This is a genomic window from Streptomyces gottesmaniae, assembly GCF_031845845.1.
Lineage (GTDB): Bacteria > Actinomycetota > Actinomycetes > Streptomycetales > Streptomycetaceae > Streptomyces > Streptomyces akebiae.
In genome coordinates, this window is record NZ_JAVRFJ010000006.1 from 200335 (window position 1) to 226357 (window position 26023).

Here is a 26023-nt window from a genome sequence, read left to right on the forward strand (position 1 = left end):
TCGCCGACCGAGGATACGATCACAACGGCTACCCGGACCCGGGCCGAGCACGTCGGCTCCTCCCGGTCATCGCCCGGCGCGGAACACCCCACGGCAGCGGCCTGGGCAATAGGTGACGACAGCACTTCGGCGTGTACTGCCGCCGTGGCGTTCAGAGGCCCGGGTAGAAGCCGTTGATCTTGCAATAGCGGGGATCGTGAAAGGCCCGGAAGCTGAGGACCCAACGGCTTCCGGTGTTGTCCACCACGACCAGGCGCGGATTCGTGGCAGCCATCGGGGGGTGGAGTGCCATTCGCACGGGAGTGGGATGCACACCCGTGTCCTCGCATTCTCCTTGGAAGACCGGATCCGTGATCATCCTGCCTGCCAGCGGCCCCGACAGGTGGTACTGGCCGGGATGATGCGCAGCAGCCCGTCCCACTCTACTGCCAGCGTGCGCCATTGCACTGTTCTCACGCACGGTTTCCGATCTTCGTGCCGTCGGGCAGGGTTTGTAGTTGCCTGTACGGGATTCCGGCTGCCATCCATAGGCGCATGGCGTGATGCGAGATCAGGCGGCCGCTCCCGTAGCCGTCCTCGGTGAACGTTTCGGTCTTGATCACGACCCGTTGGCTGGTACCGCTCAGCTGCCCGAGGTCAAGGAACATGGGGCGGCGGCAGGCTCGCAGGTTGCTGCGGTGATTCCTCCAACGGAACGTAGCAACCCCGCAGTTGAACCCGGTGAGCATCAGATTCCGGGCGCGATATGGCTCTCGTACGTCCCAGATCCACACCATGTGTCCGTGGTCGAGCTCTCTGCCCCCGATCTTCGTCGGGGACATGCTCTGATGCTGGATCTCGACGACGCAGCCGCATGCGGTGACGACTTCGGCAATGTGTGCACCGCGAGGCTGTTCGCGTTGCCGGACGGGCACGAAGTCCTTCCAGTAGTCGTGCCAGGCCCGGGAGGAGAGCATCATCGCAGTGCCGCCAGGGCGTTGAGGTCGAGTACGTCTGGGTCGAGGCCGAGCTTGTCGAGGTCGTCCAGGCCGACATCCGGGGCGGCCTGGGCCCGGGCGCGTGCTTCTTGGAGCTTGGCGAGTTGCAGTTCGAGCAGTTGCTTCTCTGCACGCATCATCTTGCGCACCTCGCGGCTGTCACGTTCTTGCTCGCGCAGGCGCTTGCACTCGGCGTCGATCCGCTGCAGTTTCCTGCGGATGTCTTGGATCTTGTTCTCGATGACGCTGAGAGGAAACAGGGTGCGCTGTTGCGGCACGGTCCGGTGATCTTTCACTCGGACCGCGACTGCCAGTACACCAGTCACCAACTCGCCACGCCGGCAGACCAGTTGGGGGTGCGTCTGTCGGTCGGCCGCACCGGACAGTGCTGGGACAACGCACTCGCCGAGTCGTTCTTCGCCACCATCAAACGGGAGCTGCTCGGCACCAGCTCCTGGCCCAGCCGGGCCGCCGCCCGCACCGCGATCTTCGATTTCATCGAGGGCTGGTACAACTTGCACCGTCTGCACAGCAGCCTCGGCTACCGCAGTCCCGCCGAATACGAGACCGCACTCGCAGCCTGACCACCACACCGATGGTGTCCGTCAAAGCGGAACAAGCTCAAGCCAGGAGCGACGGCGTGAGGCCGTCGACCGGGTCACCGCCTTGCAGTTCGACCGTCGGGGCAACCGCGTCTGGCGCAAAGCACAGGCGATGCTGGACTCCGAACACGTACGGCGGGCCATCGGAGAAGTGGCCACGGCCTACGGCATCTGCCTGGAACCGCACAACGTCGCCGCCGGAGGGCAGAGCTGCCCGCTTCGCTTCCGCTGCGTCGGCTGCGACCACTTCCGCACCGACGTCTCCTACCTTCCCGACCTGGAGCGCTACCTCTCTGACCTGCTCCGCAGCCGCCAGCGGCTCATGTCGACGTTCGAAGCCGACGACTGGGCCCGCAGCGAGGCCATACCCTCCGAAGAGGAGATCCGCCGCGTTCGCCGCCTGATCAACCGGGTCAAGGCGGATCTCGACGACCTGTCAGAAGAAGAACGCGCCCAGATAGAGGAAGCCGTCGCCGTGGTCCGCCGCAGCCGCACGGTGATACGGCTGTCGCTGGCGCCCGGAGCACAAGCATGGCAGGAGTCAGGGCTCGGAGCTCCAGCGGAAGATCACGAGGCTGGAGCAGCACAACGTCGAACTGACCTCCGCGTTGGAGGAAGCCCGATCCGATCTCGATGCCGCGAGGGAGGCCAACCGGGACCTGACCAGAGCGCTGAATCAGCGCGGTTGACAGGTGAGATCGGCCGTGGCGAACACTCCGTCACAAGACGGTACGCAGATCCACAACCGGCAGCTCGCCAGCGAGTCCCGGGGTCAGGTAGGCGCGGTAGCGGCCCTCGGCGAACAGGTCTCGTAGATACATTCCAGGGAAGTCCAGCACCTCCCGTCGGCCGGCTACGGCGATACGGACTCGGTAGGTGGTGTCGCCGTCGAGGATGAGCACGTCGCACCAGTCCGGCTCCGGTGCTTCAAGACCAACCACGGTGATGTGGTCTTCGGCCATTTGCTGGACCCACGCGGCCAGGTCTTCCAGAAGCCAGGCCACGTTCATCCACGACGGCGCGGCAATCCCGGGCTGCCAGTCGTATTCTCGGCGGCCCGCGCGTCCGGGCTGCGGCGGCTCACCATCGGCATAGAGGGGCGCTTGTGAAGGACCGTCGGTCTCGGTGAAGGTGATCTGCCGCGACCGGATAGTGAGCGCGGAGATGCGGAAGCGGTCGAGGCCAAGCTCGAAGGCGACTTCCGAAGCGTGCGTGAGGAACTCGCTGTCCGGGGTGGCCACGCGTCCCCTTCCATGGGCTGCGGGCCGCCCTGGAGCCATAGGCCCAGGGCGGCCGTGTACGGGACTTACTGCAGCTTGGTGTAGGAAGCAACGTAGCGGTACCGAGTGCCTGCAGCGGACTCCGGGCGCACACGCGGGAGAGGCTTGTAGCTCGCGATCAGCTGTTCGCTCGCGGTAGTGGATGCAGCCTGCAGCGCAGCGACAGGCGTCGACTTGGTCAGCGGCTCGTAGGAGCTGGCGTACGTCTCGCTGGTGTCTCCGGTGTCGCCCCACTCCGGAGAGGGGTTGGCCTCGATCGGAGTGCTCTGGGACCCGACGCCCCCCACCGCAACCGCGCCGCCCCGGGCCACGGTCAGCGGGAGTGGTCCAGCACGTTTCCTCGCGGAATCGGCCCGGACCGATGATGACCGGCACAAGGTCGTCGGTGAGACCGCCGTGGTCCAGCGCCTCCGCGGCGGGCTCCGCCCGGGACTTCCAGCGCCGGTACACGTTCGCATCGCGGACCGTGATGTGGTCCGGCCGTGCCACGCCCCCGCCCGGAGGGATTCCAGCGGTCGTTGCAACACGTGGTCAGTGTGAGGCGGTCGTGAGGAGCGCATGCAGGCGCTCGGCTGGGGTTTCCCAGCCGAGCGTCTTGCGTGGTCGGCCGTTGAGTTCGGCGGCGACGGCGTCGAGGGGCTGCGCTCCAGCCCGACCGCGATCTTCCTCAACGGCTCCAGATGGTGCGCTGACCGCACATGGCTCAGCCCTGATGAACTCGGTGCGCCGTCCATGGGGCCGTTTCCTCTTCGGGCCGTTTCCCTGGCTTCGGGCCTGTCTGCCAGACGCACCAGCATCCGCGCCGCCTCCAGTGCCGGCCCGGCACTGGACCGTCCGCGCGGTGGACGGCAGCTCCATGCCGCCGAACCAGCAAACGGGACTACGAAATCGGCCCGGAAACCCTCTCGGTCTGGCCCCGGTGGCGCCCTCCCGGCCCCTGTATGGCCCCTGGTCTTGGGGACGACCCGCAGAGCAGTCGCCCGGACCGAGAGCGGCAACCTTGAGCACCTACTCCGCCGCAGGTCAGAGGGGTTGGATCTCCCCGGAACGCTGCCGGACCCCCAACCCACGAGCAGCGGATTCAGTCCGTTCAGGCGAAGTTGACGCTCCGACAGGACAAACTGAACGTTTCCGCAGGTCAGAGACCTGTGAAAGTGGGGCGGGTGGGACTCGAACCCACGGCAGACGGATTATGAGTCCTTTGAGGATCTTGGCGGTCCTTGTCGATCATTGCCGATTCACGCCGTTTTTGCAGATCAAACGTGCTGATCAGTGTCAGCCCTGTGCAGTGCTTGTCGGTCTGTTCCTGTCCTTGTGGCCCCTGAATGGCCCCTGGGGGTCGATGAGTTGGACGCTTACCACAGCAGCAGCCGCGTCCGCCCAGTTCAGCCGAGGACATGGAACCTTTGCACAGCGGATTTCCCTTCCAACGCTCAGAGGCTCCGCCCCGGCACTCGGGGCGGAGCTTTTGTGGCCATAGCCGCAGGTCAGGACATCTACGTGCAGACTACCGACCGGTCACTGCACCAAGGCGAGGTTCCTGCCCCTGCTCGATGCCGAGCTATCCCAACGGGCACGGGGAGCAGCATGGCGACCGCCTTCGTGGGCGAGGAGCTGCGGACCATCCCTGCGAATGCGGGGAGTAGCAGCAGGGTCGGCGCTTGCCATTCACAGACCTCGGCAGCCGTACGGAGTGATGATCAGGGCTGCAGCCGCGGGGGCGGCTCATCGCCGCAACGGAAAAGAGAATATGCAGGTCCCTGTGGACTCGCAGTGCCCCCACGGGCAGCCGAGGGCATACGAGATGCGGGATACATCAGCGGACTTCTGGTGTCGCCGTCATAGTCGATAGGAGAAGCGCAGCGCACCGCCCTCCTCGCGGTAGCGGCCGCGTCCTTGCTTGCCGAAGGGGTTCGGGAGCATGTGGATGTCTACCCGTTCCGGGTCGAGGACGGAGGTGACCACGAGAAGCCGCCAGCGTTCATTGCCTGCGTGCTGCTGCGCCGCGCGTACCTCGCTCTCACCCAGTTCGATCTGGCCACCGTCGCCTCGAGTCGCCTTCACCTCGAACATCATGGGCCGCTTACCAGATCCGACCTTGAAGTCGAACCCGAGGCCGTCGTCTCCGGACGGCCCGGGGAATGCCTTTCGGCGATTGCTCGACACCCAGCTGGTCTCGTCCATACCGGCGGAGTAGCGCCCGCGGAGCCAGTGGTACGCGTACCACTCCCCCATGTATCCGAGGGCTTCGCGCTGGGCCGGCGACAGCCCAGCGTCCGGGGCGCTGCCGTACCGCCTTCCGCGCCTACGATCGGTCGCGGGTGTCCGACTTGCGGATTCCATTGGCTGGAGCCGGGTGAAGATAGCGCGGCCACTTGAGAGTCCGGGGACTGCGCCGTTGTCGAGGGCCCGCTGGAGCTCGACAGTAAGTTCGGTGAAGTCGCCCGACTGCACGTCGAATTCCCGGCCGCCGACGGAGAGCATTCTCCGTCGGCGCTCCCGCTCGCGACGCTCGTGTTCCGCCGCGTTCCGCACCCGGTCCAGGTCAACCGTGGTCAGCCCGTGCTGGCCGGGATCGGTCGTCGCTGGCATCCCGTCCGGCCAATGGCCGAGAACGGCCAGCCAGGCAACGACGTCGTCTGGGGTGAGGAGGCGGAAGTCCAGCGCGCCGGCCTCGTCAAGGTGCGCGGTGATGCTCTCCGCCGGATTGGCACCGGACAGCGCCGCAGGTAGCGGGCGCCCCGCTGCATTGACTAGAGCGACGAGGTCGGCGGCCGTGGCGGCGATCACTCGGTTGTTTCCGCTCCGCACCTGGTCGATCCCCGGAAGAGTGTCGCCCTTGCGGGGAGCTGGTTCGCCCAGCCGCAGCGTTAGCTGCTCTTCGACGTGCCGCTCCAGCAGCTCGCTGCTGGCCGTGTCCACGGTGTACGCCCACGCCGCCGGGGCCGTGATCCAGTCCAGTGAGCGCAACGACGGCCAGTCCGCCAGCGGGCGCCGTGCGTCGAAGTCGTTCTTGGCTGTCCAGCGCAGCCGGTTCACAAGCTCCTTCTTGTGTAGGTCGAGGTAGCCGCGTAGTGCCTCCTCGTGGGCCTCCGCATGGCTGATCGGATCATGGTGTGGCGCCAGAGACTGCAGTGTGTCATTCAGCGCGGCGAAGTCGATCCCGAGGACGAGCCGCAGTTCGTCGATACTCCGGGCCGTGCGAGCCCGAGCGATGAACTGCGCCGGCGGCAGCGGTAGTTCGTCTGCGTATTTCTCGAGCTTGGCCTGGAACTCCCTGGTGTCGCGCGGCGGCGGCACGGTCAGCAAGTCCGCCGTATCGGCACCAAGGATGTGAACGAGGAAGGGATGGCATCGCTTCAGGACCACGCCGATGGCTCCGTCGATGCGCCGGCTGGTCTCCTCAATCTGATGGACCATGACTCCGAGGGCTTCGGCGAGCTCGTCTTGCGCGGGTGAGCGCAGATCGGCGTGGCAGGACGCGAGCTGGAGGGCGGCGAGGCGCAGCCGGATGGCGAATTCCCGGTGTCCGAGCAGATCGGCGAGCGCCTCCGAAAGCCGGGCTACCTCCGCCCAGTCCGGGTCCGCTTGCCGTGCCAGCAGAAGGGGATGCTTGGGATCGGCGAGGGGCAGCATCCCGCCGAGTCGGTCCGGCATCGTCACGGTACGGCCGTCGAGTTTGATCTCCCACGAGCCGTAGCGGTGCATCCGGATACGGCGGACGGCGGACGTCAGGTCGGTCAGTTCCGCCTGGCTCGGTCGAGGGCTGTCCGCCACGTGGTCGGCGAGAACGCCTACGGCCAGGGCGAGCCAGGGCAGACGGTCCACGAGCGGCTCGCCCATGGTGGCGGGATTCACTTCCTCGCCGTCGACGGTCACTGAGAACGTCGCGTCATCGACGTGCCGGACCGCGTTCGGACGGCCAAGCCTGAGGCGTTCGGCGACCTGCGCGGCGACGCCAGGAACCACCAGCAGCGGGCACTCCATCTCCCGTACCAGCCGGCCGGTCAGACCGTCGCGCTCGCCACTGACGTACAACACGGTTTCTGTGCCCTTCAGTTCGGACAGCGGCACGGCTACCAGCCGCTGCCCCGACTCGGCGAGCAGGACTGCGTCCTCAGGCAGCACGCCGTATGGCTGCTGCACAAGGTGCTTCCAGGCGCGCTCGTTGGTGCGCTGCGCGGCGGGCCGGTCCTCGCCGCTGACCGCGCCCTCCGCCACGAAACGCCCCAACGCGGAGACGAGGCGTGCGCTGTCCCTTGCGTGATCCCAGGTGGGCAGCCCCATGGAGCGCAGCCGGGTGCTGACCTTCTCCGGTTGGAGCAGATGACGTATGCGGTGGTCGACGGTCGGCGCGTAGGCAGGTTCGTCCTCCAGCCCGGGCGGGCAGTGCCAGGCATCGGCCGGCCGTACGAACCGTACGGCCCGGCTGCGGTCCCGTACCGGTAGCCATGGTTGCTCCCTGATGAAGGCGGCCAGGGGTGTCAGCACCTGCTCCTGGTCGTCCCTTCGGCTTCCTGCACTAGTCCATGTGCTGGTGAAGTACGCGTCCCTCCAGTAGGCGAGAGCGTGTAGGACGAGCCTCGCGTACGCCAGCCGGGCGCTTTCGCCGAGCCGGCTGACAATGTCCTGGCCCGGGATCCGGTAAGCAGGGGTGCCCGTGTAGGGCGTTTGGGGATAGCGCGCGTTGGACCACCCACGGTCGATGTGCGGCTCCCACTGCGCCACTACCTCGGCGGGCACGTTCGCCATGCGGACCAGCTGGCGGGTGGTCAGTTCATGGCCGTCCGCGCGCGTTGTGGCCCCCCTGGTAGAGATCGGGATCAACCCGTCGGTCACCCCCGCTTCGCTCAGGAACGCCCGCCACTCGTCGGCCGTTTCCCCTCGCTTGACGAACGCGTCCGGTGCCGCGATCAGTCGCTTGGCGATCCATCTGAGGCTCTGGGACGCCTCCTGTCCAGCGGTGACAACTGCAGCCAGATCATCCCCGGTGGTGCCATCCCACCCTCGGCCGAAGGCCGCGCCGTTCGCCTCGATCAAGGCACCGTCCGCGGACGGCACATACAGTCCCAGCGACGAGGCCGCAAATCCGCCCGGTGACCGCCGCGACCGCCACAGCCGAAATACGAACCGGAGGGCTTGGCGGCGCAGCTTGTGGTCCTTGCTTTCCACAAGGGCACGGCTCACATGTTCCAGCAGGCCCTTCATGTCGAAGGGCCGGACGAGCCCGGCGCTCTCAAGGAAAGTGCGGGCGGGCAGGCGCCGTACGTGCCCCGTGCCATCGGTCCAGGTAAGGCCTGGGTGCAGGTAGAAGAGCCGCTTGCCGAGCAGTGCGGGAACCGACAGCGCCTCCGAGTCGTCTGTCTCCCCGCGCACGGGCTGGAAGAACGCGTCACGCCGAGCCCGACGTGCGGTCCGCTTGCCTTGCGAACCACCCTGCTCTGCATTTCCGTTGGCGTGTCGCAGAGTTCCGTCGTCGGCCAGGAGCAGCCTCTTGCCGCGCAACACGCGGCCGTCTTCCACGAAGAGAGCGGCCAAGTCGTCGTACACGGCGTTCCATACGCCGACGGGCTCGCCAGCTCCGGACTTGGGCAAGGGGAGCGTAGCGGCCATCCGCTCCACGTGATCAGCGAGCGCCTCCGGTGTCGGCTCCCAGGGGCACTTCAGCCCCTTGCACATCACGGCAAGTCGCCTGAGACGATCGCTGCCGAGCTCCGGGTCGGCAACCACGGCACCGGCCTCGTGCGCGCGCTGTGCCGTGAGCACGGACAAGTTGAGATCGGGCCAGAGGACCGCACGCCGTGGCGAGGCCCAGGTCAGGTGGGGTGCCGCGCCATCGCTGGCGAGGACGGGCACGAACGGTACGTCGGCCAGCTCGCAGCCGTGCACACGCCGGGCCGCTGTGACCAGCAACCCCGCGGACCGGCTCCCGTTCTCCCAGCTCACCAGGTCTACCGCCACCTGCCGAAGCCGCAAGTGCTGCACCGTGCGCAGCCGCGCGGAGGCGGCCAGACAGGTCTCGGCGAGGGCGTCAAACAGCATGGCGTTCAGCGGGTGTTCGCGGTCGAGGTCGGTCCGGTCCATCTTGGTGAAGAACGGGGCGTTGACGTGCCCGGCGAAGGGTGTCGTCACGCCCTCGCCCAGCGGCAGGAAGGTATAGGTCTGTCCGCGCCGTGTTTTCCCGGCGACTGCGAGCGGGGCGGCGATCTCGATCACAGCAGAATCGGCCCACTGCCGCCACTTGTCATCAAGGAGGCCGAGGTCGACGGCTTCCACGAGCGTCTGGTCCAGTCGCGCCGGCGCCACCCTGCCACGCGCGACGAGGAATGCCCCGGCCGGTCCCAAATCCACTTCCGCGAAGAAGAGCGCGGCGGTCGAGGCGTCTTCGTCCTCGGGGGCGAACGGGCGTTCCACGCGAGTGAGTTCATGGATATCGCGCACCTCGCCATCCGCCCTACGCTCGAGTGTCAGACGAGAGAGACGGTCCAGAAACAGCATGATCGGCGCCTTGGCCTCAGCGAGCTCCTCCAGCCGGAGGCGAGCCTCGGCGCGGGCGGCCTCGCTCTGCAAGGGGATCCGGACAACGGTGACGTGCCCCAGCTTGGCCAGCTCGGCGCAGATCGGGGGCACTTGCTCAACCGGGAATGGAATCTGGAACGGTGGAAATTCAGCGACTGCTCTGCGCGCCGTGTCCGCCTCCCCGAGAAGTTCCTCTACGTCGCTCTCCCGAGCAAACCGAAAGCAGTAGCCGTCCAGTCCCGAACCACCCGGCCCGTCCGGATCAGAGCTGTAGATTTCGGGCCCCTTGCTGATCAGCAGGACGCTCCGGAATCCCACGCCCTTATTGCCGATCCCCTCTCCGATGACCTTCGAGCTCTGGGCGATCTTGCACACGTCCTCAACGTTCTGCCAGGTGAACGGTGTACCGCCGTTGGCGACGTATAGAGTTCCCCACTCGCCTTCATCCTCGTCGAGCAGCACATGCACCTGGCCGTCATGGCGCTCCCTGGGGTGCGCGTCATGGCCGTTCTGCAGGAGCTCCAGCAGGAAGCGTCCGGCGTAGTCCCGGGCGCTGCTGAAGGACAGAGCACGCAGTTGAAGGGCCGGCCGCCATCTCGTCGGCCGCCGCCAGTCTTCCAGAACTCCGAGCGCGTACTCCCGGAGTTGATCCGCACACGCGTCACCGGTCATGGTCCCCCCTCGCCTCAACGTCGGAAGGGACCGTATCCCGCACCACTGACACTTATCGTTCACAGACCCCGATCGGGTGAAGATCGCCAGATCTGCTTGACCAACACACCGTCGGGAACCGCTACGCCAATGCACCAGACGTCGACCTGGCCGAGCAAAAGCCCCCGCAATCGTTGCCTGCGTCTGTTACGCATCGGCGCCGAGGTCGTCGCGCATCGCGCTCCGTAGGGCCTGCAGCGCCGTGTAGTAACCGGTGCGGTGGCTCGCGTACTCGTTGCCACCAACGAACAGTCCTTCCGCCATCGCATCCCGTATGCCTCGGAGCTGGCGGATCTCCGCGGGCGTTACGACGGCGGCCGGAGCGGAGATGGCGATCGCTGGACATGTCGCCCTCGGCGTGGACCGCGCTCGAACGCTCGACGTCCACGGACATGCCGCGTCTCAAGCTAAGAACTCTCGCGACCCGCTTGAGGTTTCCCGCCGAGTTCTTCTCCCAGCCTCCGGGGCTGCCCATTCACCGCGGTTCGCTGCTGTTCCGCAGCAAGAAGTCGATCAAGGTGGCGCAGATCGACGCCCTCACCGCCTTGGCCGAGATGATCGTTGAGCTCGTGGCCGCCCTCGGCGAACACGCCACGCAGCCCCCGCTCCGTCTGCCGATGGCGCTGCGCCAGGACATCAGCCCCGAAGAGGCTGCCCGCCAGACCCGCCAGGCACTCGACCTTCCCGCATCCGAGCCGCTCCCCCACGTAATCCACACGCTGGAACGCGCCGGCGTTCCCGTTGCCGTCGCCGACGTCGACATGCCGGACTCCAGACACGACGCCTTCTCGGTATGGGGTGGGGACTTTCATGAGCAACCCCTGATCGTCGCGCGGCCGGTGAACTCGTGGGAGCGCACGCGTTGGTCGATCGCCCACGAGGCAGGCCACCTGATCCTGCATCGTGGAACCACGGGCGAGGTAGACGAAGATGCCGCCAACCGCTTCGCCAACGAGTTCCTGCTTCCCGCTGACATGCTGCGCGAGGAGTGGCCCGGTGCCGTCACACTCACATCCCTGATGCCGCTGAAGCAGCGTTGGAAGATGTCGCTCGCGGCGATCATCACGCACGGCAAGCACCTCGGGCTTATTGAGGAGCACCGCGCCACGGGCCTCTTCAAGCAGTTCTCCGCACGCCGCGATCCACATACAGGAGTCACCTGGCGGATCCAGGAACCCGGATGGGCCGACCTGGAACCCGAGCGGCCACGCCTCCTCGCCGTCATGGCCGAACGAGGTCTGGAGCAACGGCCTACCCCAGACCTCTTCACCACGCTCACCGGCGGCTGGGCCCCCGACCTGATGGAACAGGTCACCTCCGGCCTGAGGGAAGCCCCGGCAGTAGTCCAGGAGCACGCCAAGACAGCACATTCCTCGCTCCCCAGCAACGTCGTCACGCTACGTCGAGCCTGAACAGGTTCTGCTGCCTCAACGATGACCCCGGCATGCCGCATGCAACGGAGTGTGGAACGTCGCGATATTCCCCAGCTGGAACCTCAGGGAATGGGCCAGGGACATCGCGACTCCGACGCCTTCGTCCCCATGCGGACGCCGGAGCTGCTCCTCGTTCCCCACGGCCGTCAGGGTTTCCGGGCCGCCTGATAGCCGCCGATCATTAGGGCTGGTCAGGGCGGTCAAGGGTGGGCGAATGCCCAGCGCGGAGCGCCGCCGAAGGCGCCCTTGAGGGCACTGTCCAGCCCCACACTCAGCAGTCGGGCGGCCCGTCACCAGCCGCATCCAACAGGGGAATACGTGGAGCTGAAGGTACCCCCGATGGGGAATTGCATGAACGCTCACACTCAGAGAAGGGTCCCGAACTCCCCCGCAGCGGATTCCCCTGAGGCTCGCCCGGCGTTCAGGGCGAAGCCTCTGCGGGTGTCTCACAGCCGATACAGCCGTCGCTGACAGCAGTGTCGGTTCACCTCCGCTTGCGCGGAGAGCACTAACCGCGTTTCGGCGACGGGTGAATCGTTCAGCCGCCGCCGACACCGCGTCCAGCTCGGCCGTTCGACAGCGTGCCGCTGCAGCCAGGCGTGTGCGTCGCAGTTCTCCTTGAGCCGGCGGGCACAGACCGCCACTCGCCGCGCTCGCTGCCCGCGTCGCTCAACACGCCGTGAGTCGTACGACGACAGTCACGCCGCCGGGGCGGCGAAAAGGGGGATCTCCAGCAGGAGTCGCCCGGCGGAGTCTTCGCCGAGCCGGCCGACCACGGAACGGAGACTCCCGGGGCCAGTGACACCACTCGCCCCGGTTTGCCCGTCACAGGCGCCACTCAACGACCAGGCGGCCGACCAGCTCCTTCTGCCGCTGCTCGAGGACCTTGGGAGTCCACTTGGTCTGCTGGAGCACCTGGCTGGTGAGCGCAAAGGGGACGGAGCCGGTCCGGCCGGTGAAGTACTTCGCCTTCTTCGTGGCGAAGTCGTAGGTGCCGGCCTGGGAGTTCTTCGTCCGGTTCAGCAGCACAAGATTGCCGATCCGGTCCGTCCAGTGGGCGCGCTGGTAACCGTCGAAGAGGCGAGTCCACTGCGAGGCGAGCTTCGGATTCTGCGGCAGTACATGCTCGACGGTGATGAGGGCGTGGTCGTAGGTCACGCCCTGCGAGGCGGCGAGCAGCTCGTCAAGGCGGAGCAAAACATACCTGCGGATCTTGGGATGCACGTCACCGTCGAGCCGGGCCCGGGTCTCCGCCTTCTCCCCGGCGTTCAGATGAAACGCCGGGGAGGACAGACCCTGCCCTTGGTCGAGCTGGCGGAGGAGCTCGGCGTAGCGGGTGACACGCGGGGTGGAGTAGACGCGGCGAATGAACATGCTGGCCGCGAGCCGTTCGAGAGCGCGGAAGAACTCGTCGAGCCATTCTGGATCACCGCCGTGGTTGCGCAGCGCCCACAGGGCAGCGGGGCGCCAGTCGTTGACATCCAGTTGTGCGAGACGCTTGAACCAGGCGTTGACTTTCTCGGCACCGATGGCGGCGCTGTAGTTCCGGTCGCGGATCTGCGCGTACGCCTCGGCGTACGGCTCGATCACCTCGTTGACGAACTCCTCTGCGCGGTCGGGCAAGTAGAGGCTGAGCACCTGATCGGGAAACTCCTTAAGCAGTTCCTTCTCTCCGCGCTTCTTGGCATAAATCATGCGCAGGTGTAGAAAAAGGTCGGCGAAGCCCTCCCGTCCGAGCGCCTCCTCGGCGTCCTCCCAGCGGGCTGCGCACTCCTCGGCCGCCGCCGGCTTCAGATCACCGATGATGCGGGCCTTGAAGATGTCGGTGGGCGACAGGTCCATGCCACGGGAGTTCATCACGCTGAAGATGCGGTGGGCGCTGTCCAGGTCTGGCGTGCTGACGATGACCAGGAAGGTGCGGTGGCTGAGTATCTGGGCCAGGGCCAGGCGCCGGTCCTCGGACCAGACCGAGACGATCCGGTGCAGGCCACGGGCATTCGTCTGGACGGCTCTCTGCGCGTCGGTCTTCAGGGCGTTCTCCGCCAGGGCGAGCAGTGTCGGCACTGCGCCCCGGTCCTGCACGTACTTCTTGAAGAACGCCGCGTCACGGGAGCGTAGCGCCAGCCTGGGTTTGGTCGCGAGGCCCAGGACCTTGCGGCCCGGCTCGACCACCATCCGGTCCAGTTCGGCGCGGAGTTCCTCATCCTCCGTCACGTCGCGGAGGACCGACAACAGGATCGTCAGCGTAGTCAGCCGTTGCTGACCATCGATGACGTCGGCGACAGCGGTGCCCATGTCCTTGACCAGGACCACGGAGCCGAGGAAGTAGGGCTCTTCGGATCCGCGGTCCAGCGCCTCGTCCAGGTCAGTGAGAAGCTGGACAGCCTGCTCTTCCTGCCAGGCGTACGGGCGCTGGTAATCCGGGATCCGGAAGTCGTAGTCACTGCTGAAGACCTTGTACAGGGGCACCTCGTGCGCCTCGAGCTTATGCATGGGCCAATGATGTCTATGCACTTCAGCTCTCGTCACCAAATTGACCACATTGACTGTCCTCGGTCGAGGTGATTCGTAGGGCCTTGACCCGGAATCTTGGACGCGGGCTATGCGGCTGAGGCCAGGGTAGTTGATGCCGAGCCGAGTGCTTTCGTAAGTGAATGCACCGCTTTGTCAGAGTCTGGAGTGGCTGCGGACGGTGTTGTAACGGTGCAGCCAGCGGAACAGGTCGAGGCGGGCCTCGCGCTCGTCGCCCAGACATGGCGGCCCTGGAGCGTCTCGCGCTTACAGGTCGCGTTGAAGGACTCGGCGAGTGCACAGTTCGCCGAGCTGCCGACGGCGCTCATGCTCTGGACCACCCCTGCCCGGCGGCAGGCGTCGGCGAACGCCCGGCTCGTGCACTGAGAGCCGTGGTAGGTGCGCATGACGGCGCCGGCCAGGCTGCTTCGGCATCTTTCGGCCGCGGCCAGTGCGTCGGTAACCAGGTCGCCTACCTGTCCGGCCCGGCGATGCGGCGGATCGCCGATCCCTACCCGGGCGAGGCGAAGACCGACGCCAAGGACACCGCAGTCATCGCGGACGCCGCCCGGGCGATGCCGCACACCCGGCGCTCCCCCAACCGGACCGTTTTCTGTTCGGGCTGTTACATGGCCGGGCCGACGCACCGGCAGACCTGCAGTCGTCGCAACAAGCGGCTCGACACCAAAGCGTTCGGAACACCCGCGAAGGAATTACTTCTGACTTGCCAAGCCTCAAACAAATCCACCGATATCGGACAGCCTATGGCCCCTGGCTTGGCCCCTGGGGACGTCACAGCGGCCCAGGATTGGCTGCGCGACCACCGACCTCCAGTAACGGACACCACAAACCAGCAGGTCAGAAGGTTTCTGCACACGTAGCGCACAGTGGGGCGGGTGGGACTCGAACCCACGGCCGACGGATTATGAGTCCGCTGCTCGCCTCAACGGCAAGGTTCGCTTCCTCAACGCTCTTCGGCCGCCGCCGACGTCCGAAGGCCGGCCACTGAACCGAACAATGCCTTTGCTACGCCCCCGTCGCAGCTTGGCGACCAGCGGCAGCTGCGTCGGTGAACGACGCGTATGAAGAAGGAGGGAGGGGTAGCCGGGGTCACTCGTCCGAGACCAAGATCCGGGCCATCTCCGGACCACGTTCTCACCTGCCCACCGACATCACCCCGTCACCGCAGGTCAACTGGGGTACTGCTCGTGTACCACCAGGAGACCAAGAACCTGCTGCGACGCTGCGACAGGGCACGCCCCCTCCGGGAGGCAGCACCACGAGCCCCTCCGCTACAGCAGGCATACCTCTTGTAGAATTTCCACAAGATGACAGCCCGAGCAGCAAATCCGTGCGCAACAGCCTGCGACGGTCTCCCGCTGGTTCGGAACCCATCGGGCAGTCACCCAGCCTGCGATGACAACGCCACTGCGGGACAGGTGCGCCACGAACGCCGCCAACACCTGATGACTCGTCAGTAGAGTTAGCAAAGGGTTAGCAAGTGTCCTGCCACAGCCACCCACAGATGGACATAGCATCGACGGGCGCTGCACAGCCCATCCGGCTTACACCACACCCACCCGCACAGCACTCGCAAGAAATCTGTGAGGGACAACGCAGGACGGCCAGCCGACTGACTGTCACCAGCCTGTCAGTCATTCCTGCAGGTCAGCGAGCCCTTCCGCGCGGCTTAAGCGGCACTGGAGGCAGCGCAGGAGCAGGCAGCGGGGCGCCGTCGTAGCCCTTCACCTCCCCGAACCGTGTCCCTTCCATCCAGTCCTGACGCGCCTGCGCGATCTCCTCCTGCGACCGTCCGATCCAGTTCCAGAACATGATCAGCTCCTCCTCGAAGGGTTCGCCGCCGAGGAGCATCAGGGAGGCGTTCGAGTCGGCGCGCAGGGGCAGTTCGGTGCGGCCGCAGCCGAGGTAGAGCATGGAGCCGGGGAGGACCGGGACGCCGTCGACGTGGGCCTCGCCGGACATGGACAGGACGGCGTACTCGAAGTCGGGTTCGAGGGGCAGGCGCAGGTCGGCGCCCGGTGTGAGGGTGAGGTCGGCACCGACGATCGGCGTGAACGTCGTACCGGGCGAGGTCGCGCCGTCCAGGCCGCCGAGGATGAGGGTGGCACTCAGTCCGGCCGCCGTGACGACGGGCAGCTCGGCATGGTGCTCGAAGCGCGGGTCGGTGTGCCGGTGGCTGTCCGGCAGCGCCACCCAGAGCTGGGCGCCGTGGAGGAAGCGGGCGTGCGACCTCGGGCTCTCCTCGGAGTGGCTGATGGCCCGGCCGGAGGTCATCAGGCCCAGCTCGCGCGGGCGGATGGTCTGGAGGCTGCCCGTGGAGTCGCGGTGCAGCACCTCGCCCTGGTGCAGCCAACTGACCGTCTGCAGACCCATGTGCGGATGCGGCGGCACCTGCATGCCGGGCTCGTCGGCGATGTCGTCGGGACCGTAGTGATCGACGAAGGCCCACGCGCCCACCATGCGGCGGCCCAGGTTGGGCAGCAGACGTCGCACCTCGGTGGACTCGCCGAGCTTCACCCGGCGGGGGCTGAGGAGTTCACGGACCGGCTCGGCCACGACGAAGCCCCGGCCGCCGCACACCGCGGGCACCGCCTCGCGATCAAGATTGCTCATGCTCCACAACCTAGCCCCGTCCGGCTCCCGTCGTCAGCGGTCCATATAGTAGCCATGGCTATCGTAGCCATGTACGGTATCCGTCATGAGTTCGGTCATCGAGGGCGCGACGCCCGGTTTTCTCGTCTGGCGGCTGTCCATGAAATGGCGCGTCGCGGTCGACCGCGCCGTCGCTCCACTGGGGCTGACGCACGCGCAGTACGCGCTGGTGGCGTCGTTGTACGGCATGCACCGGGACGGGCTGCGGCCCAGTCAGCGGCAGCTCGCGGACCACACCGGCCTGGAGGCCCTGTACGTCTCCAAGCTGGCCCGCGCCCTGGAGACCGCCGGACTCCTCGAACGCGAGCGGGACCCCCGCGACCCCCGTGCCGTGCGGCTGGCACTCACCGAGCAGGGACGCGAAGCCACCCGGCGCGCGATCGAGGTCGTCCAGGAACTGATGGGGCAGTTGCTGGAGCCGCTCGGCGGCCTCGACAGCGCCCGCACCCGGGAATTCGCCCGCGAACTGACCACCCTGCTCGACGTACCGCTCGTCCCGTCCACCGAACAGGAACACGAGAAGGAGCAACCATGACCACCACCGCACCCGTTCTCAACTCCCGGGTCCTCGGCCTCGCCCACTACGCCGCCCGCGCGGTGCTGGAGAAAGTGCTGGCCAGGCAGGGCCTCACCTTCCAGCAGTCGGTGACGCTCCGGTTCGTCGCGCTCGCCGACGAACCCGTCGAACGGGAAGCCCTCATGGACCAGGTCGTCGACTCGCTCAAGGTCGAGAAGGCCCGGATACGGTCCGTGGTCGAGGAGTTGGTCACCGCGGAGCTGGTCGAGCCGGACCCGGCGCGGCCGTCCCGGCTCAGGATCACGGATGCCGGCCGGGAGTCCCACGCAAGGTCCACCGCCGAGACCGCACCCATCTCCGCCCGGATCTACGCCGGAATCCCGGCCGAGGACCTGGCCACCGCCGGTCGCACGCTGACACTCGTCACGGAGCGCGCCAACGCGGAGCTGGCCGCGATGAAGTAGATGCAGTAGATGCAGTAGATGCAGTAGATGCAGTAGATGCAGTAGATGCAGTAGACGGAGTAGACGGGCAGATGAGGCAGGCGCAGTAGATGAGCGGGGAGGCAGGGGCCTCCCCACGTCCCCGCCGGGCCCGCGCTACTTCGCCTCCGCCCTGCCACCGTACGAGCGCTTGCCGCGCCGGTGGGCGATCTCGCCCAGGACGACGTCCACCGCGATGAACACGGCGAGCGGGATGCCGAGCAAGGGCACGAAGTAGCCGAGGACGGCGATCACGGCGAGCGCGGGGACGAGGATCTGCGGTGGTACGTGCTGCCAGGCACCGCGCGGGATCGGGCGCCCGAAGGACGAGGCGCGGCCGCGCTGCCACCACATGCGGTAGCCCCAGATGATCAGCACGACCAGGGAGGCCGCGAGGGCGATCAGGACGAGCTGGTTGGCCAGGCCGAACAGGACGCCGGTGTGGGCGTCGATGCCCCAGCGGGACAGCTTGGCGAGGATCGGGAAGTCGGCGAACCGGAGGGTGTCGGTGACCTCTGCGGTCGCCGGGTCCACGGCCACCGCGTCCTGCTTGGTGGGCCAGCTGCGCTGGACCTGCTTGATCACGTACGTGGAGGAGGCGTCGGCGGGCGGCACGATCTCCACCGGGTCGCCGAGGCCCTCGGCCCGCGCGGCGGCCAGGATCTTGTCCAGGTCGCCCTCCGCGGCCGTCCCGTCGTCCGTCGAGCCGCCCCCGTGGGCGCCGTGGTCGCCGCCCGCCGCGGCCGAGACGGCCGGGGTCGCCTGGTGGAGCTCGGTCCGCAGGACCTCGATGTTGGCGCCCGCGTACGTGGACCAGGTCAGACCGGTCGCCGAGAGGAAGAAGAACCCGAGCGCCGCCCAGACGCCGACCGTGCCGTGCAGCCCCAGGGTGCGACGGCGGCCCGAGGTGCCGCGCACCTTGCGCTGGGCGCGGCGGCGGGCGAACCAGAGCACCAGGCCGCCGCCCGAGATGACCCACAGCCAGCTGGCGGCGAGTTCGCTGTAGAGACGGCCGGTCTCGCCGAGGTGGAGGTTGGCGTGGAACTTGTCGATCCAGGTCCGCACCGGCAGCGCGCCCGTGGAGCCGTACTGCTCCAGCGCCCCGCGCACCTCTGCCGTGTACGGGTCGACGAAGACCGCGAGGCTGTTGGTCTCGTCGATGCCCTCGACGCCCGTCAGCATCACCCTGGTCGTCGCGTCGTCCTCCGGCGAGGGGCGTACGGCCGAGAGGGTGCCCTCGGGATGCGCCTTGCGGGCGGCGGCCACCTGCTCGGAGATCGGCAGCTTCTCGTCGCCCACCTCCGCGACGGTCGTCCGGTCCGCGTAGACGATCTCCTCGATCGAGAACGAGGCCGCGTACAGCCCGCCGGTCAGGGCGGCGACCAGCAGGAACGGGGCGACGAGGACACCCGCGTAGAAGTGCAGCCGCAGGACGAGCGGCCGGAGCGAGGACCAGCCCCTCGTCGAGCCGTCCGGCTTGGCGAGGGGTTTCTGGGGCTCGTCCGTCTCGGTCGAGGGGGCGATGGTCATCGGCGGATGCTCCGGGATGCGGGGACGTCGTGGCGGTTCAGTAGTCGGGGCGCACGCGCTCCGAGTTCCCGGCACTTCGTGTGATGTGGGTCATACGCCTGGCCGGTCCGTGTTTCCCCGCGGACGACCGACCGTGAGAGCCGCCTCGCGTCGCGCGAGCCCGGTTGGCATCCTGGCCCGATGGCTTCCGAACGTGATCGCACCGAGTCCCGCCCCCTGAGCGACCGGGTGGAGGAACTCCTCGCCCACGAGGGGCCCCTGCCGATCGTCGCCGCGGGCGACCCGGTCCTGCGCCGCACCGCCGAGCCCTTCGACGGCCAGCTGGACCCGGGTCTCCTGGCCCGCTTCGTCGCCGCCCTGCGCGCCACCATGCACGCGGCACCGGGCGTCGGCCTCGCCGCACCCCAGGTCGGCGTCCCCCTGCGGCTGGCGGTGATCGAGGACCCCGCGCCGGTTCCCGAGGCGGTACGGCTGGCCAGGAGCCGGGCCCCGCAGCCGTTCCGCGTGCTGGTCAATCCGGCGTACGAGGCGGTCGGGCCGTTCCGTGACGCGTTCTACGAGGGCTGTCTGAGCGTGCCGGGCTGGCAGGCCGTGGTGGCCCGGCACGCCAAGGTGCGGCTACGGGCGCTCGACGAGCACGGGCGGGCGGTGGACGAGGAGTTCGCGGGATGGCCCGCCCGGATCGTCCAGCACGAGACGGACCATCTGAACGGCACGCTCTACCTCGACCACGCCGAACTGCGGTCCCTCTCCTCGAACCAGGCGATGGCCGACCGCTGGAACGACCCGACCCCGGCCAGGGCCGCGCGGGAACTGGGCTTCCTCCTGCCCGACTAGCGCCGCGACAGGCAACGTTCGCCCCGGGCAGACGTTGCCTCCCGCGGCAAGCCCCGCCGGCCCTACACGACGCCGGTCCGGTTCAGCCCCGGTACGCCTCCAGCAGCCGCAGCCACACCTCGCTGATCGTCGGGTACGAGGGCACCGCGTGCCAGAGGCGACCGATCGGGACCTCCCCGGCGACGGCGACGGTGGCGGAATGGATCAGCTCCCCCACGGCGGGGCCGACGAAGGTGACGCCGCGCAGGATCTCGCGGTCCAGGTCGACGACCATGCGGGCGCGGCCCCGGTAGCCGTCGGCGTACAGGCCCGCGCCCGCGACGGAGGAGAACTCGACGTCGACCGCGCGGACGCGGTGGCCGGCCTGTTCCGCCTCGGCGAGGGAGAGACCGACGGCGGCCGCCTCGGGGTCGGTGAAGACGACCTGGGGGACGGCGGCGTGGTCGGCGGTGGCCGCGTGGGCACCCCACGGGTCGCTCTCCAGGAGCGGGACACCGGCCGCGCGGGCGGCGATGGCGGCCCCCGCGATCCGGGCCTGGTACTTGCCCTGGTGGGTGAGGAGCGCCCGGTGGTTGACGTCGCCGACCGCGTACAGCCATTCGCTGCCCGTCACCCGCAGGCTGTCGTCGACGGGCAGCCACGAGCCGGGTTCCAGGCCGACGGTGTCGAGACCGATGTCGTCGGTGCGCGGGGCGCGACCGGTGGCGAAGAGGATCTCGTCGGCCTCCAGACGGTCGCCGGTGTCGGTGAGGGCCACCACGGTCCCGTTCTCCCGGGACACCGCCGTCACCGACGTGCCCGTGCGGACTTCCGCGCCCGCCTCGACCAGCGCCTCGGCGACCAGTTCGCCGGCGAAGGGTTCCATCCGGGGCAGCAGGCCCTTGCCGCGGACGAGGACGGTGACCTCGGAGCCGAGGGACCGCCAGGCGGTGGCCATCTCGACGGCGACGACACCGCCGCCCACGACGATCAGCCGGCCGGGGACCTGCTGCGCGCTGGTGGCCTCCCGGCTGGTCCAGGGCCGGACCTGGGCCAGTCCCGGCAGGTCGGGGAGGAGGGCGCGGCTGCCGGTGGCGACGACCACCGCGCGCCGGGCGGTGAGGACATGCCGCCCGCCGTCGGGGGCGTCCACGACCACGCGGCGGGTCCCGGCCAGGCGCGCGTGCCCCCGGTACAGGGCCGCTCCGACGCTGTCCAGCCAGCCGACCTGGCCGTCGTCCTTCCAGTGGGAGGTCTCGTAGTCGCGGTGGGCGAGCACCTCGGCGGCGTCCAGCGGGCCGTCGACGAGGTGGCGCAGGCCGGGTACGCGGCGGGCGTCGGCGCGGGCGATCGCGGGGCGCAGCAGGGCCTTGCTGGGCATGCACGCCCAGTACGAGCACTCGCCGCCGACCAGTTCGCTCTCCACCACCGCGGTGGACAGTCCGGCGGCGCGGGTGCGGTCGGCGACGTTCTCCCCCACGGGTCCGGCACCGAGCACCACGACGTCGTACTCGATCGCCGTCGCTTCAGCCGCGCTCTCGGTGGTTTCGGTGATTTCCGTATCCGTCATGGGGCCAGTCTGGTTGGTGGTGTGCGCCGTGGCCACACGGGTACGCGCGCGGAATACGCCACCGTGGGGTGGCGTTGTCGAGAGCGGCTCGCCCGAGCACCTAGAGACACCAGGAAGAGGGATGCACGCCATGAGCAGCACCGTGGAGCTCACCAAGGAGAACTTCGACCAGACGGTCACCGACAACGAGTTCGTCCTGATCGACTTCTGGGCGTCCTGGTGCGGGCCGTGCCGGCAGTTCGCCCCGGTCTACGAGAAGGCCGCGGACGACAACCCCGACCTGGTGTTCGGCAAGGTCGACACCGAGGCCCAGCCGGAGTTGGCCCAGGCCTTCGGCATCCAGTCCATCCCGACGCTGATGATCGTCCGTGACCAGGTGGCCGTGTTCGCGCAGCCGGGCGCGCTGCCGGAGGCCGCGCTGACCGACGTCATCGGACAGGCCCGGAGGCTGGACATGGACGAGGTCCGCAAGGCCGTCGCCGAGCAGAACGGTCAGTGAGCGGGGCGGCCGGGCGTGCCCGGCGCCGGGGTGCGAGGGCGCGGCGCGTCGAACGGGCCCCGCTCCGGCGTCCGTTCGGTTCGGCTCGTCCGGCTCGTTCGGCCCGGCTCGTTCAGCTCGACTCGCGGTGGACGATCCTCGCGGCCAGGACGTCGTGCGTCGTGGGGACGGTGGCGGGGTCGCGCACCACGCGGTCGACCAGTTCCGCGAGGTCGCGTCCGGACGGCAGCTCCAGGTGGACGGTGCTGAGGCGCGGTCGCAGCAGCCGCCCGATCATCAGGTCGTCGGCCCCGACCACGGCCGTCTCCTCCGGGATGCCGATGCCCTCGTCCTGAAGGGCTCGCATCAGCAGCATCGCGTACTCGTCGTTGTACGCGAACACCGCGTCCAGACCGAGGGAACGCCAGTCACGGGCGAGCCGGGCCGCGGCCGCCTCGTCGTAGGCGAGCGGCAGCTCGGTGACCGTCGCCTCCGTGCCCTGCACCGCGCGTCGTACGCCGGCGAGGCGGGGCTGGGAGAAGACCCCGAAGCCTGGTTCCTCGGGAACGACGACCCCGATCCGGCGGCGGCCGCGCTCGACCAGGTGCCGTCCCGCGCTGTGGCCGACGCCCGCGTGGTCCAGGATCAGCGCGTGGGCGCCCTCGACGGGTTCGGGGGTGAGGGTGACGACGGCCTTGGCTCCGGAACGCTTGAGGACGGCCACGCCCTGCGGACCGATCCCGACACCGGGCACGATCACGGCGACCGGGCGCAGTTCGGCCCAGGCGCGGGCGGCGTCGTCGCCGCGCAGGCCGATGCCGCCGTGCTGCACGACGGTGTAGTCGAGGCGGCTCAGGGCCCACTGGATCTCGTTGATGAACTGGCTGTAGAGCGGGCCTATGGGCACGTTCGGGGTGGGCATCAGGACCAGGCGGCTGTGGCCGGCGCGCAGGCTGCGGGCCGCCGCGTGGGGTACGTAGCCGAGCTCCTTGGCCGCCTCGTGGACCCGGCGGCGGGTGGGTTCGCTGATGCGGACCGCGCTGGTGTTGTTCAGGACGTAGCTGACCGTCGCGCGTGAGACACCCGCGAGTCGAGCCACGTCCGCGCTCGTGGGCACGGATCGCTGCAGGGGCGAGGGCGGGGCGGGCTCTTTCGGTATCTGCACCATGAGGACGGCATCCTTGCAGAAGCGGTGAAGGTCGTTCCGGCCGGGGGCGTACCGGCCATGCGGGAGCTCGGGTTCGGGCCACCGATCTTTGTGGCAGGGCAGTTTGGCGAATGTGTTCGAAATCTGTGCAACCCGGCAGCCATTTCGCGCCAGCTCCATCGAGGTGGGGCGAGGGCCGCCCGCGCGGAGGGACGACCCGTCGGCCCGCACGCCCACCGGGTGCCCCCTTTCCTGGCCAAGGACGTACGACCGCGTCGTGGCAGCGCACTCGGGTGCCTCTCCCCCGTCCGGTGTCCGGTCATCCGTGCGGGTGTCCTGTGGCGATGGCGCCCGAAAGCTATGGCGCGAACTATGTGTTGGCTGTGAGAGCGACGCCGCTTCGGCCCTCCCACGACCACCCGCCGATCGGCGGGCATCCCCCGCCGTACGACGGCGTCCGCGTGGCTCGCCGCGACACTCATCATCACGGTACGAACCGTTGGCGCGCGTCGCGGTCGCACCGTGGACGCGGTACCCGCACGAGGAGAAGCCCATGACCATGATCCCGCCCCCCTTCGACCCGGAACTCGCCGCGGCCCTGGAGGCGTTGAAGGACATGGTCCCGCGCGAGCTGAGCATGGCCGACATCCCCCTGATGCGCCAGGGGCCGGGCATCGAGCTGCTCGCCCGGCTGGACCTCACCATGGACGGGTTCTTCGAGGTCGAGGACCGGCTGGTGCCGGGGCCCGAGGGCGCGCCGGAGATCTCGTTGCTCATCTGCCGCCCCGTCGCCCCCACGCAGCGGGGTCCGCTGCCGGTGATCTACCACGTCCACGGCGGCGGCATGGTCGTCGGCAACAACCGGGTCGGGGTGGACGAGCCGCTGACCTGGGCACGGGAGCTGGGCGCCGTCGTGGTGTCCGTGGAGTACCGGCTGGCTCCCGAGCATCCGCATCCGGCGCCCGTGGAGGACGTCTACGCGGGGCTGCTGTGGACGGCCGAGCACGCGGAGGAGTTCGGGGGCGACGCCGGGCGGATCGTGATCGCGGGGGCGAGCGCGGGGGGTGGGCTGACGGCCGCGCTCGCGCTGCTCGCGCGGGACCGGAAGGGGCCCCGGCCGATCGGGCAGGTGCTGATGTGCCCGATGCTCGACGACCGCAACGACACGCCGTCCGTGCACCAGATGGCAGGGCGCGGGGTGTGGGACCGGACGGCCAACGAGACGGGGTGGACGGCCCTGCTGGGGGCGCGGCGGGGCGGGCCGGACGTGTCCGCGTACGCGGCGCCGGCGCGGGCGGAGGATCTGTCGGGGCTGCCTCCGGCGTTTCTCGATGTCGGGTCGGCGGAGACGTTCCGGGACGAGGTCGTCGCCTATGCGTCCCGGTTGTGGCAGGCGGGCGGGGTCGCGGAGCTGCATGTGTGGGCGGGCGGATTCCACGGGTTCGACGGGTTGGCTCCGCAGGCCGCGGTGTCGCGGGACTGTCGGGAGGCTCATGTGCGGTGGTTGCGGCGGTTGATCGGGGAGTAGGGGCTGCGCCCCTTCGCCCCCGTCCGCGGGTCCGGTGGGGGCTGGTCGCGCGGTGTCCCGCGCCCTGACAGGCAGGGGCGCCCCTGCCTGTCGGCCGCCGGTCGGTCCGCGGAGCCATGGCGCACTATGGGCTTATGAAAGAGCTGGCTGGGCGGCTTACGGCGGTCGATCCGGATGCCGGGGCGGCCGTGCGGGTCATCGCCTACTTCGACACGCTGGCCGAGGCGCGGGCCGGGCTGGAGGCGCTGGTGCGCGGGGCGGCCGTACTGGCCGGGTGCCCCGCGCGGCTCGTCGACGACGAGCGGCGCGTGCGGGTCCGGGTGGAACCCGACGGGCGGCGCCAGGACAGTGATCTGCCGCCGGACCCGGCCTGGCCGTCCGCCGCGCTCGCCCCGGGCGGCGTGCCCGCGCTCTGGCTGGAGCGGGCCGGTGGCGCCGAGCCGAGCGTGGTGGACGCGGTCATCCTGGAGCGCGCCGCCGGCGCGCTGCGGCTGGTGCTGGACCGGACCCGGGGCCGCGCGCCCGTCTCCCCCGGCGCCGACCCGGCGCTCGTCGAGACCGTCCTCGACCGCACCGCCACCGAGCGGGCCCGCCTGCACGCCGCCCGGCTCCTCGGCCTCGACCCCGACGACCCCACGACCCTGGCCCGGGCCGTCGCCCCCCTGGGTGGCCGACCCCGCATCCTGCGGGTACGCCGGGACGAGCAGCCGGCCGACGCCACCGCACAGGCGGCCGGCCTTCCCGAGGGGCGGGTCGGGGTCGGGCCCGCGGTGCCCGTGCTCGGGTTGCCGGGGTCCTGGGACGGCGCGCGGACCGCGTTGCGGTTCACGGCCGAGGGCACCGCGTGGGATCCCGGGGAGCGGGTGGTGCGCGCCGACGACCTCGGCGGGACCGCCCTCCTCGCCGAGCTGATCGGACCCGGGGCCGAACCCCCGCCCGATGTACGGGACCTGGAGCGGGCCGCGGCGGACTCGCCCTGGATGCTGGCCACGCTCCACGCGGTCGCCTCGACGGCGAGCCTGCGGGCCGCGGCCACCGCCGTCAACGTGCACCACTCCACCCTCCAGGACCGGCTGATCCACGCCGAGGCCCTCCTCGGCTGGCCGGTCCGCACGCCCCAGGGCCGGCTCCGCCTCCACCTGGCCCTCACCATGCGCCACTTGGCCCGCGGCTGAGCCCGCGAAACGCCGCCCCCGTCAGCCAACTCGTCTTCTCCGTACCCCCGTGGCCGCGTGGACGTTACCGTTCG

19 protein-coding genes, 1 tRNA gene and 1 pseudogene are annotated in these 26023 nt (G+C 69.1%); 10 read left to right on the forward strand and 11 right to left on the reverse strand.

Going from position 1 to position 26023, the window contains the following annotated elements:
• Nucleotides 1-151: 151 nt before the first annotated feature.
• From RM704_RS09655 to RM704_RS09665, 3 genes are all read right to left on the reverse strand, one after another.
• Nucleotides 152-274 carry a hypothetical protein gene (locus RM704_RS09655; protein ID WP_311590487.1) on the reverse strand — a complete coding sequence of 41 codons (123 nt, stop codon included), beginning with the start codon at nt 272-274 and terminating at the stop codon, nt 152-154.
• Nucleotides 275-452: 178 nt separating this feature from the next.
• Nucleotides 453-959 (reverse strand): hypothetical protein, encoded by a 507-nt coding sequence (locus tag RM704_RS09660; protein ID WP_033528447.1) that lies wholly within the window; start codon nt 957-959, stop codon nt 453-455.
• Nucleotides 956-1255, reverse strand: coding sequence for a hypothetical protein (locus tag RM704_RS09665; RefSeq protein WP_157856714.1), 300 nt, complete (start codon nt 1253-1255; stop codon nt 956-958). Before RM704_RS09665 ends, RM704_RS09660 begins: the two co-directional genes overlap by 4 nt.
• Nucleotides 1256-1261: 6 nt before the next feature.
• Here RM704_RS09665 and RM704_RS09670 point away from each other — a divergent pair, with 6 nt between their 5' ends.
• Nucleotides 1262-1561, forward strand: a complete 300-nt coding sequence (locus tag RM704_RS09670) for an integrase core domain-containing protein (protein WP_157856713.1) — start codon at nt 1262-1264, stop codon at nt 1559-1561.
• 737 nt (nt 1562-2298) lie between these two features.
• Here RM704_RS09670 and RM704_RS09675 read toward each other — a convergent pair.
• Nucleotides 2299-2820, reverse strand: a complete 522-nt coding sequence (locus RM704_RS09675; RefSeq protein ID WP_033528446.1) for a hypothetical protein — start codon at nt 2818-2820, stop codon at nt 2299-2301.
• 1878 nt (nt 2821-4698) lie between these two features.
• Nucleotides 4699-10050: a sacsin N-terminal ATP-binding-like domain-containing protein gene (locus RM704_RS09680; protein ID WP_033528444.1), complete on the reverse strand. Its 5352-nt coding sequence runs from the start codon at nt 10048-10050 to the stop codon at nt 4699-4701.
• Between the two features lie 431 nt (nt 10051-10481).
• On the opposite strand from RM704_RS09680, the gene RM704_RS09685 reads away from it, so the two are divergent.
• The gene (locus RM704_RS09685; protein ID WP_157856712.1) at nt 10482-11501 is read left to right on the forward strand and encodes an ImmA/IrrE family metallo-endopeptidase; all 1020 of its coding nucleotides are present in this window, start codon (nt 10482-10484) and stop codon (nt 11499-11501) included.
• Between the two features lie 846 nt (nt 11502-12347).
• Here the strand turns inward: RM704_RS09685 and RM704_RS09690 are convergent.
• Entirely contained in the window at nt 12348-14063 is a 1716-nt protein-coding gene (locus RM704_RS09690) for a DUF262 domain-containing protein (protein WP_311590488.1), read from the reverse strand.
• Between the two features lie 162 nt (nt 14064-14225).
• Between RM704_RS09690 and RM704_RS09695 the strand changes: the two genes are divergently transcribed.
• Together RM704_RS09695 and RM704_RS09700 are read left to right on the forward strand one after the other, a co-directional pair.
• Nucleotides 14226-14420 (forward strand): hypothetical protein, encoded by a 195-nt coding sequence (locus RM704_RS09695; RefSeq protein WP_033528441.1) that lies wholly within the window; start codon nt 14226-14228, stop codon nt 14418-14420.
• Between the two features lie 71 nt (nt 14421-14491).
• A pseudogene (locus RM704_RS09700) lies at nt 14492-14629 on the forward strand (IS110 family transposase); the annotation flags it as partial.
• A gap of 292 nt (nt 14630-14921) precedes the next feature.
• Here RM704_RS09700 and RM704_RS09705 read toward each other — a convergent pair.
• Nucleotides 14922-15068: transfer RNA gene (locus tag RM704_RS09705), tRNA-Ile, on the reverse strand.
• 633 nt (nt 15069-15701) lie between these two features.
• A complete protein-coding gene (locus tag RM704_RS09710; RefSeq protein ID WP_033528440.1) occupies nt 15702-16667 on the reverse strand; it encodes a pirin family protein in 966 nt (321 codons plus the stop codon).
• A gap of 85 nt (nt 16668-16752) precedes the next feature.
• Between RM704_RS09710 and RM704_RS09715 the strand changes: the two genes are divergently transcribed.
• A complete protein-coding gene (locus tag RM704_RS09715) occupies nt 16753-17241 on the forward strand; it encodes a MarR family winged helix-turn-helix transcriptional regulator (RefSeq protein ID WP_033528439.1) in 489 nt (162 codons plus the stop codon).
• Nucleotides 17238-17687: a winged helix DNA-binding protein gene (locus RM704_RS09720; protein ID WP_033528438.1), complete on the forward strand. Its 450-nt coding sequence runs from the start codon at nt 17238-17240 to the stop codon at nt 17685-17687. The genes RM704_RS09715 and RM704_RS09720 overlap by 4 nt, the downstream gene beginning before the upstream one ends.
• 135 nt (nt 17688-17822) lie before the next feature.
• On the opposite strand, the gene RM704_RS09725 is transcribed toward RM704_RS09720, so the two are convergent.
• The gene (locus RM704_RS09725) at nt 17823-19235 is read right to left on the reverse strand and encodes a PepSY-associated TM helix domain-containing protein (RefSeq protein WP_033528437.1); all 1413 of its coding nucleotides are present in this window, start codon (nt 19233-19235) and stop codon (nt 17823-17825) included.
• A 180-nt stretch (nt 19236-19415) separates the two neighbouring features.
• On the opposite strand from RM704_RS09725, the gene RM704_RS09730 reads away from it, so the two are divergent.
• Nucleotides 19416-20072, forward strand: a complete 657-nt coding sequence (locus RM704_RS09730) for a peptide deformylase (protein ID WP_033528436.1) — start codon at nt 19416-19418, stop codon at nt 20070-20072.
• Between the two features lie 82 nt (nt 20073-20154).
• Here the strand turns inward: RM704_RS09730 and RM704_RS09735 are convergent, their stop codons facing one another.
• Nucleotides 20155-21621 carry a dihydrolipoyl dehydrogenase family protein gene (locus RM704_RS09735; protein ID WP_052146177.1) on the reverse strand — a complete coding sequence of 489 codons (1467 nt, stop codon included), beginning with the start codon at nt 21619-21621 and terminating at the stop codon, nt 20155-20157.
• A 130-nt stretch (nt 21622-21751) separates the two neighbouring features.
• Between RM704_RS09735 and trxA the strand changes: the two genes are divergently transcribed.
• Nucleotides 21752-22120 carry a thioredoxin gene (gene trxA / locus RM704_RS09740; protein ID WP_192829700.1) on the forward strand — a complete coding sequence of 123 codons (369 nt, stop codon included), beginning with the start codon at nt 21752-21754 and terminating at the stop codon, nt 22118-22120.
• A 112-nt stretch (nt 22121-22232) separates the two neighbouring features.
• Here trxA and RM704_RS09745 read toward each other — a convergent pair whose 3' ends face one another.
• A complete protein-coding gene (locus tag RM704_RS09745) occupies nt 22233-23267 on the reverse strand; it encodes a LacI family DNA-binding transcriptional regulator (RefSeq protein ID WP_033528434.1) in 1035 nt (344 codons plus the stop codon).
• Nucleotides 23268-23799: 532 nt separating this feature from the next.
• On the opposite strand from RM704_RS09745, the gene RM704_RS09750 reads away from it, so the two are divergent.
• Together RM704_RS09750 and RM704_RS09755 are read left to right on the forward strand one after the other, a co-directional pair.
• Nucleotides 23800-24774 (forward strand): alpha/beta hydrolase, encoded by a 975-nt coding sequence (locus RM704_RS09750; RefSeq protein WP_033528433.1) that lies wholly within the window; start codon nt 23800-23802, stop codon nt 24772-24774.
• Between the two features lie 134 nt (nt 24775-24908).
• A complete protein-coding gene (locus RM704_RS09755) occupies nt 24909-25949 on the forward strand; it encodes a helix-turn-helix domain-containing protein (RefSeq protein WP_033528432.1) in 1041 nt (346 codons plus the stop codon).
• Nucleotides 25950-26023: the final 74 nt, after the last annotated feature.

Bases quoted from the DNA above. Each gene is read 5' to 3' on its own strand.
- RM704_RS09720 (WP_033528438.1), top strand. From the start codon at position 17,238: ATGACCACCACCGCACCCGTTCTCAACTCCCGGGTCCTCGGCCTCGCC.
- RM704_RS09735 (WP_052146177.1), bottom strand. From the start codon at position 21,621: ATGACGGATACGGAAATCACCGAAACCACCGAGAGCGCGGCTGAAGCG.
- RM704_RS09745 (WP_033528434.1), bottom strand. From the start codon at position 23,267: ATGGTGCAGATACCGAAAGAGCCCGCCCCGCCCTCGCCCCTGCAGCGA.
- RM704_RS09685 (WP_157856712.1), top strand. From the start codon at position 10,482: ATGCCGCGTCTCAAGCTAAGAACTCTCGCGACCCGCTTGAGGTTTCCC.
- RM704_RS09655 (WP_311590487.1), bottom strand. From the start codon at position 274: ATGGCTGCCACGAATCCGCGCCTGGTCGTGGTGGACAACACCGGAAGC.
- RM704_RS09660 (WP_033528447.1), bottom strand. From the start codon at position 959: ATGATGCTCTCCTCCCGGGCCTGGCACGACTACTGGAAGGACTTCGTG.
- RM704_RS09750 (WP_033528433.1), top strand. From the start codon at position 23,800: ATGACCATGATCCCGCCCCCCTTCGACCCGGAACTCGCCGCGGCCCTG.
- RM704_RS09725 (WP_033528437.1), bottom strand. From the start codon at position 19,235: ATGACCATCGCCCCCTCGACCGAGACGGACGAGCCCCAGAAACCCCTC.
- RM704_RS09680 (WP_033528444.1), bottom strand. From the start codon at position 10,050: ATGACCGGTGACGCGTGTGCGGATCAACTCCGGGAGTACGCGCTCGGA.
- trxA (WP_192829700.1), top strand. From the start codon at position 21,752: ATGAGCAGCACCGTGGAGCTCACCAAGGAGAACTTCGACCAGACGGTC.
- RM704_RS09755 (WP_033528432.1), top strand. From the start codon at position 24,909: ATGAAAGAGCTGGCTGGGCGGCTTACGGCGGTCGATCCGGATGCCGGG.
- RM704_RS09730 (WP_033528436.1), top strand. From the start codon at position 19,416: ATGGCTTCCGAACGTGATCGCACCGAGTCCCGCCCCCTGAGCGACCGG.
- RM704_RS09710 (WP_033528440.1), bottom strand. From the start codon at position 16,667: ATGAGCAATCTTGATCGCGAGGCGGTGCCCGCGGTGTGCGGCGGCCGG.
- RM704_RS09715 (WP_033528439.1), top strand. From the start codon at position 16,753: ATGAGTTCGGTCATCGAGGGCGCGACGCCCGGTTTTCTCGTCTGGCGG.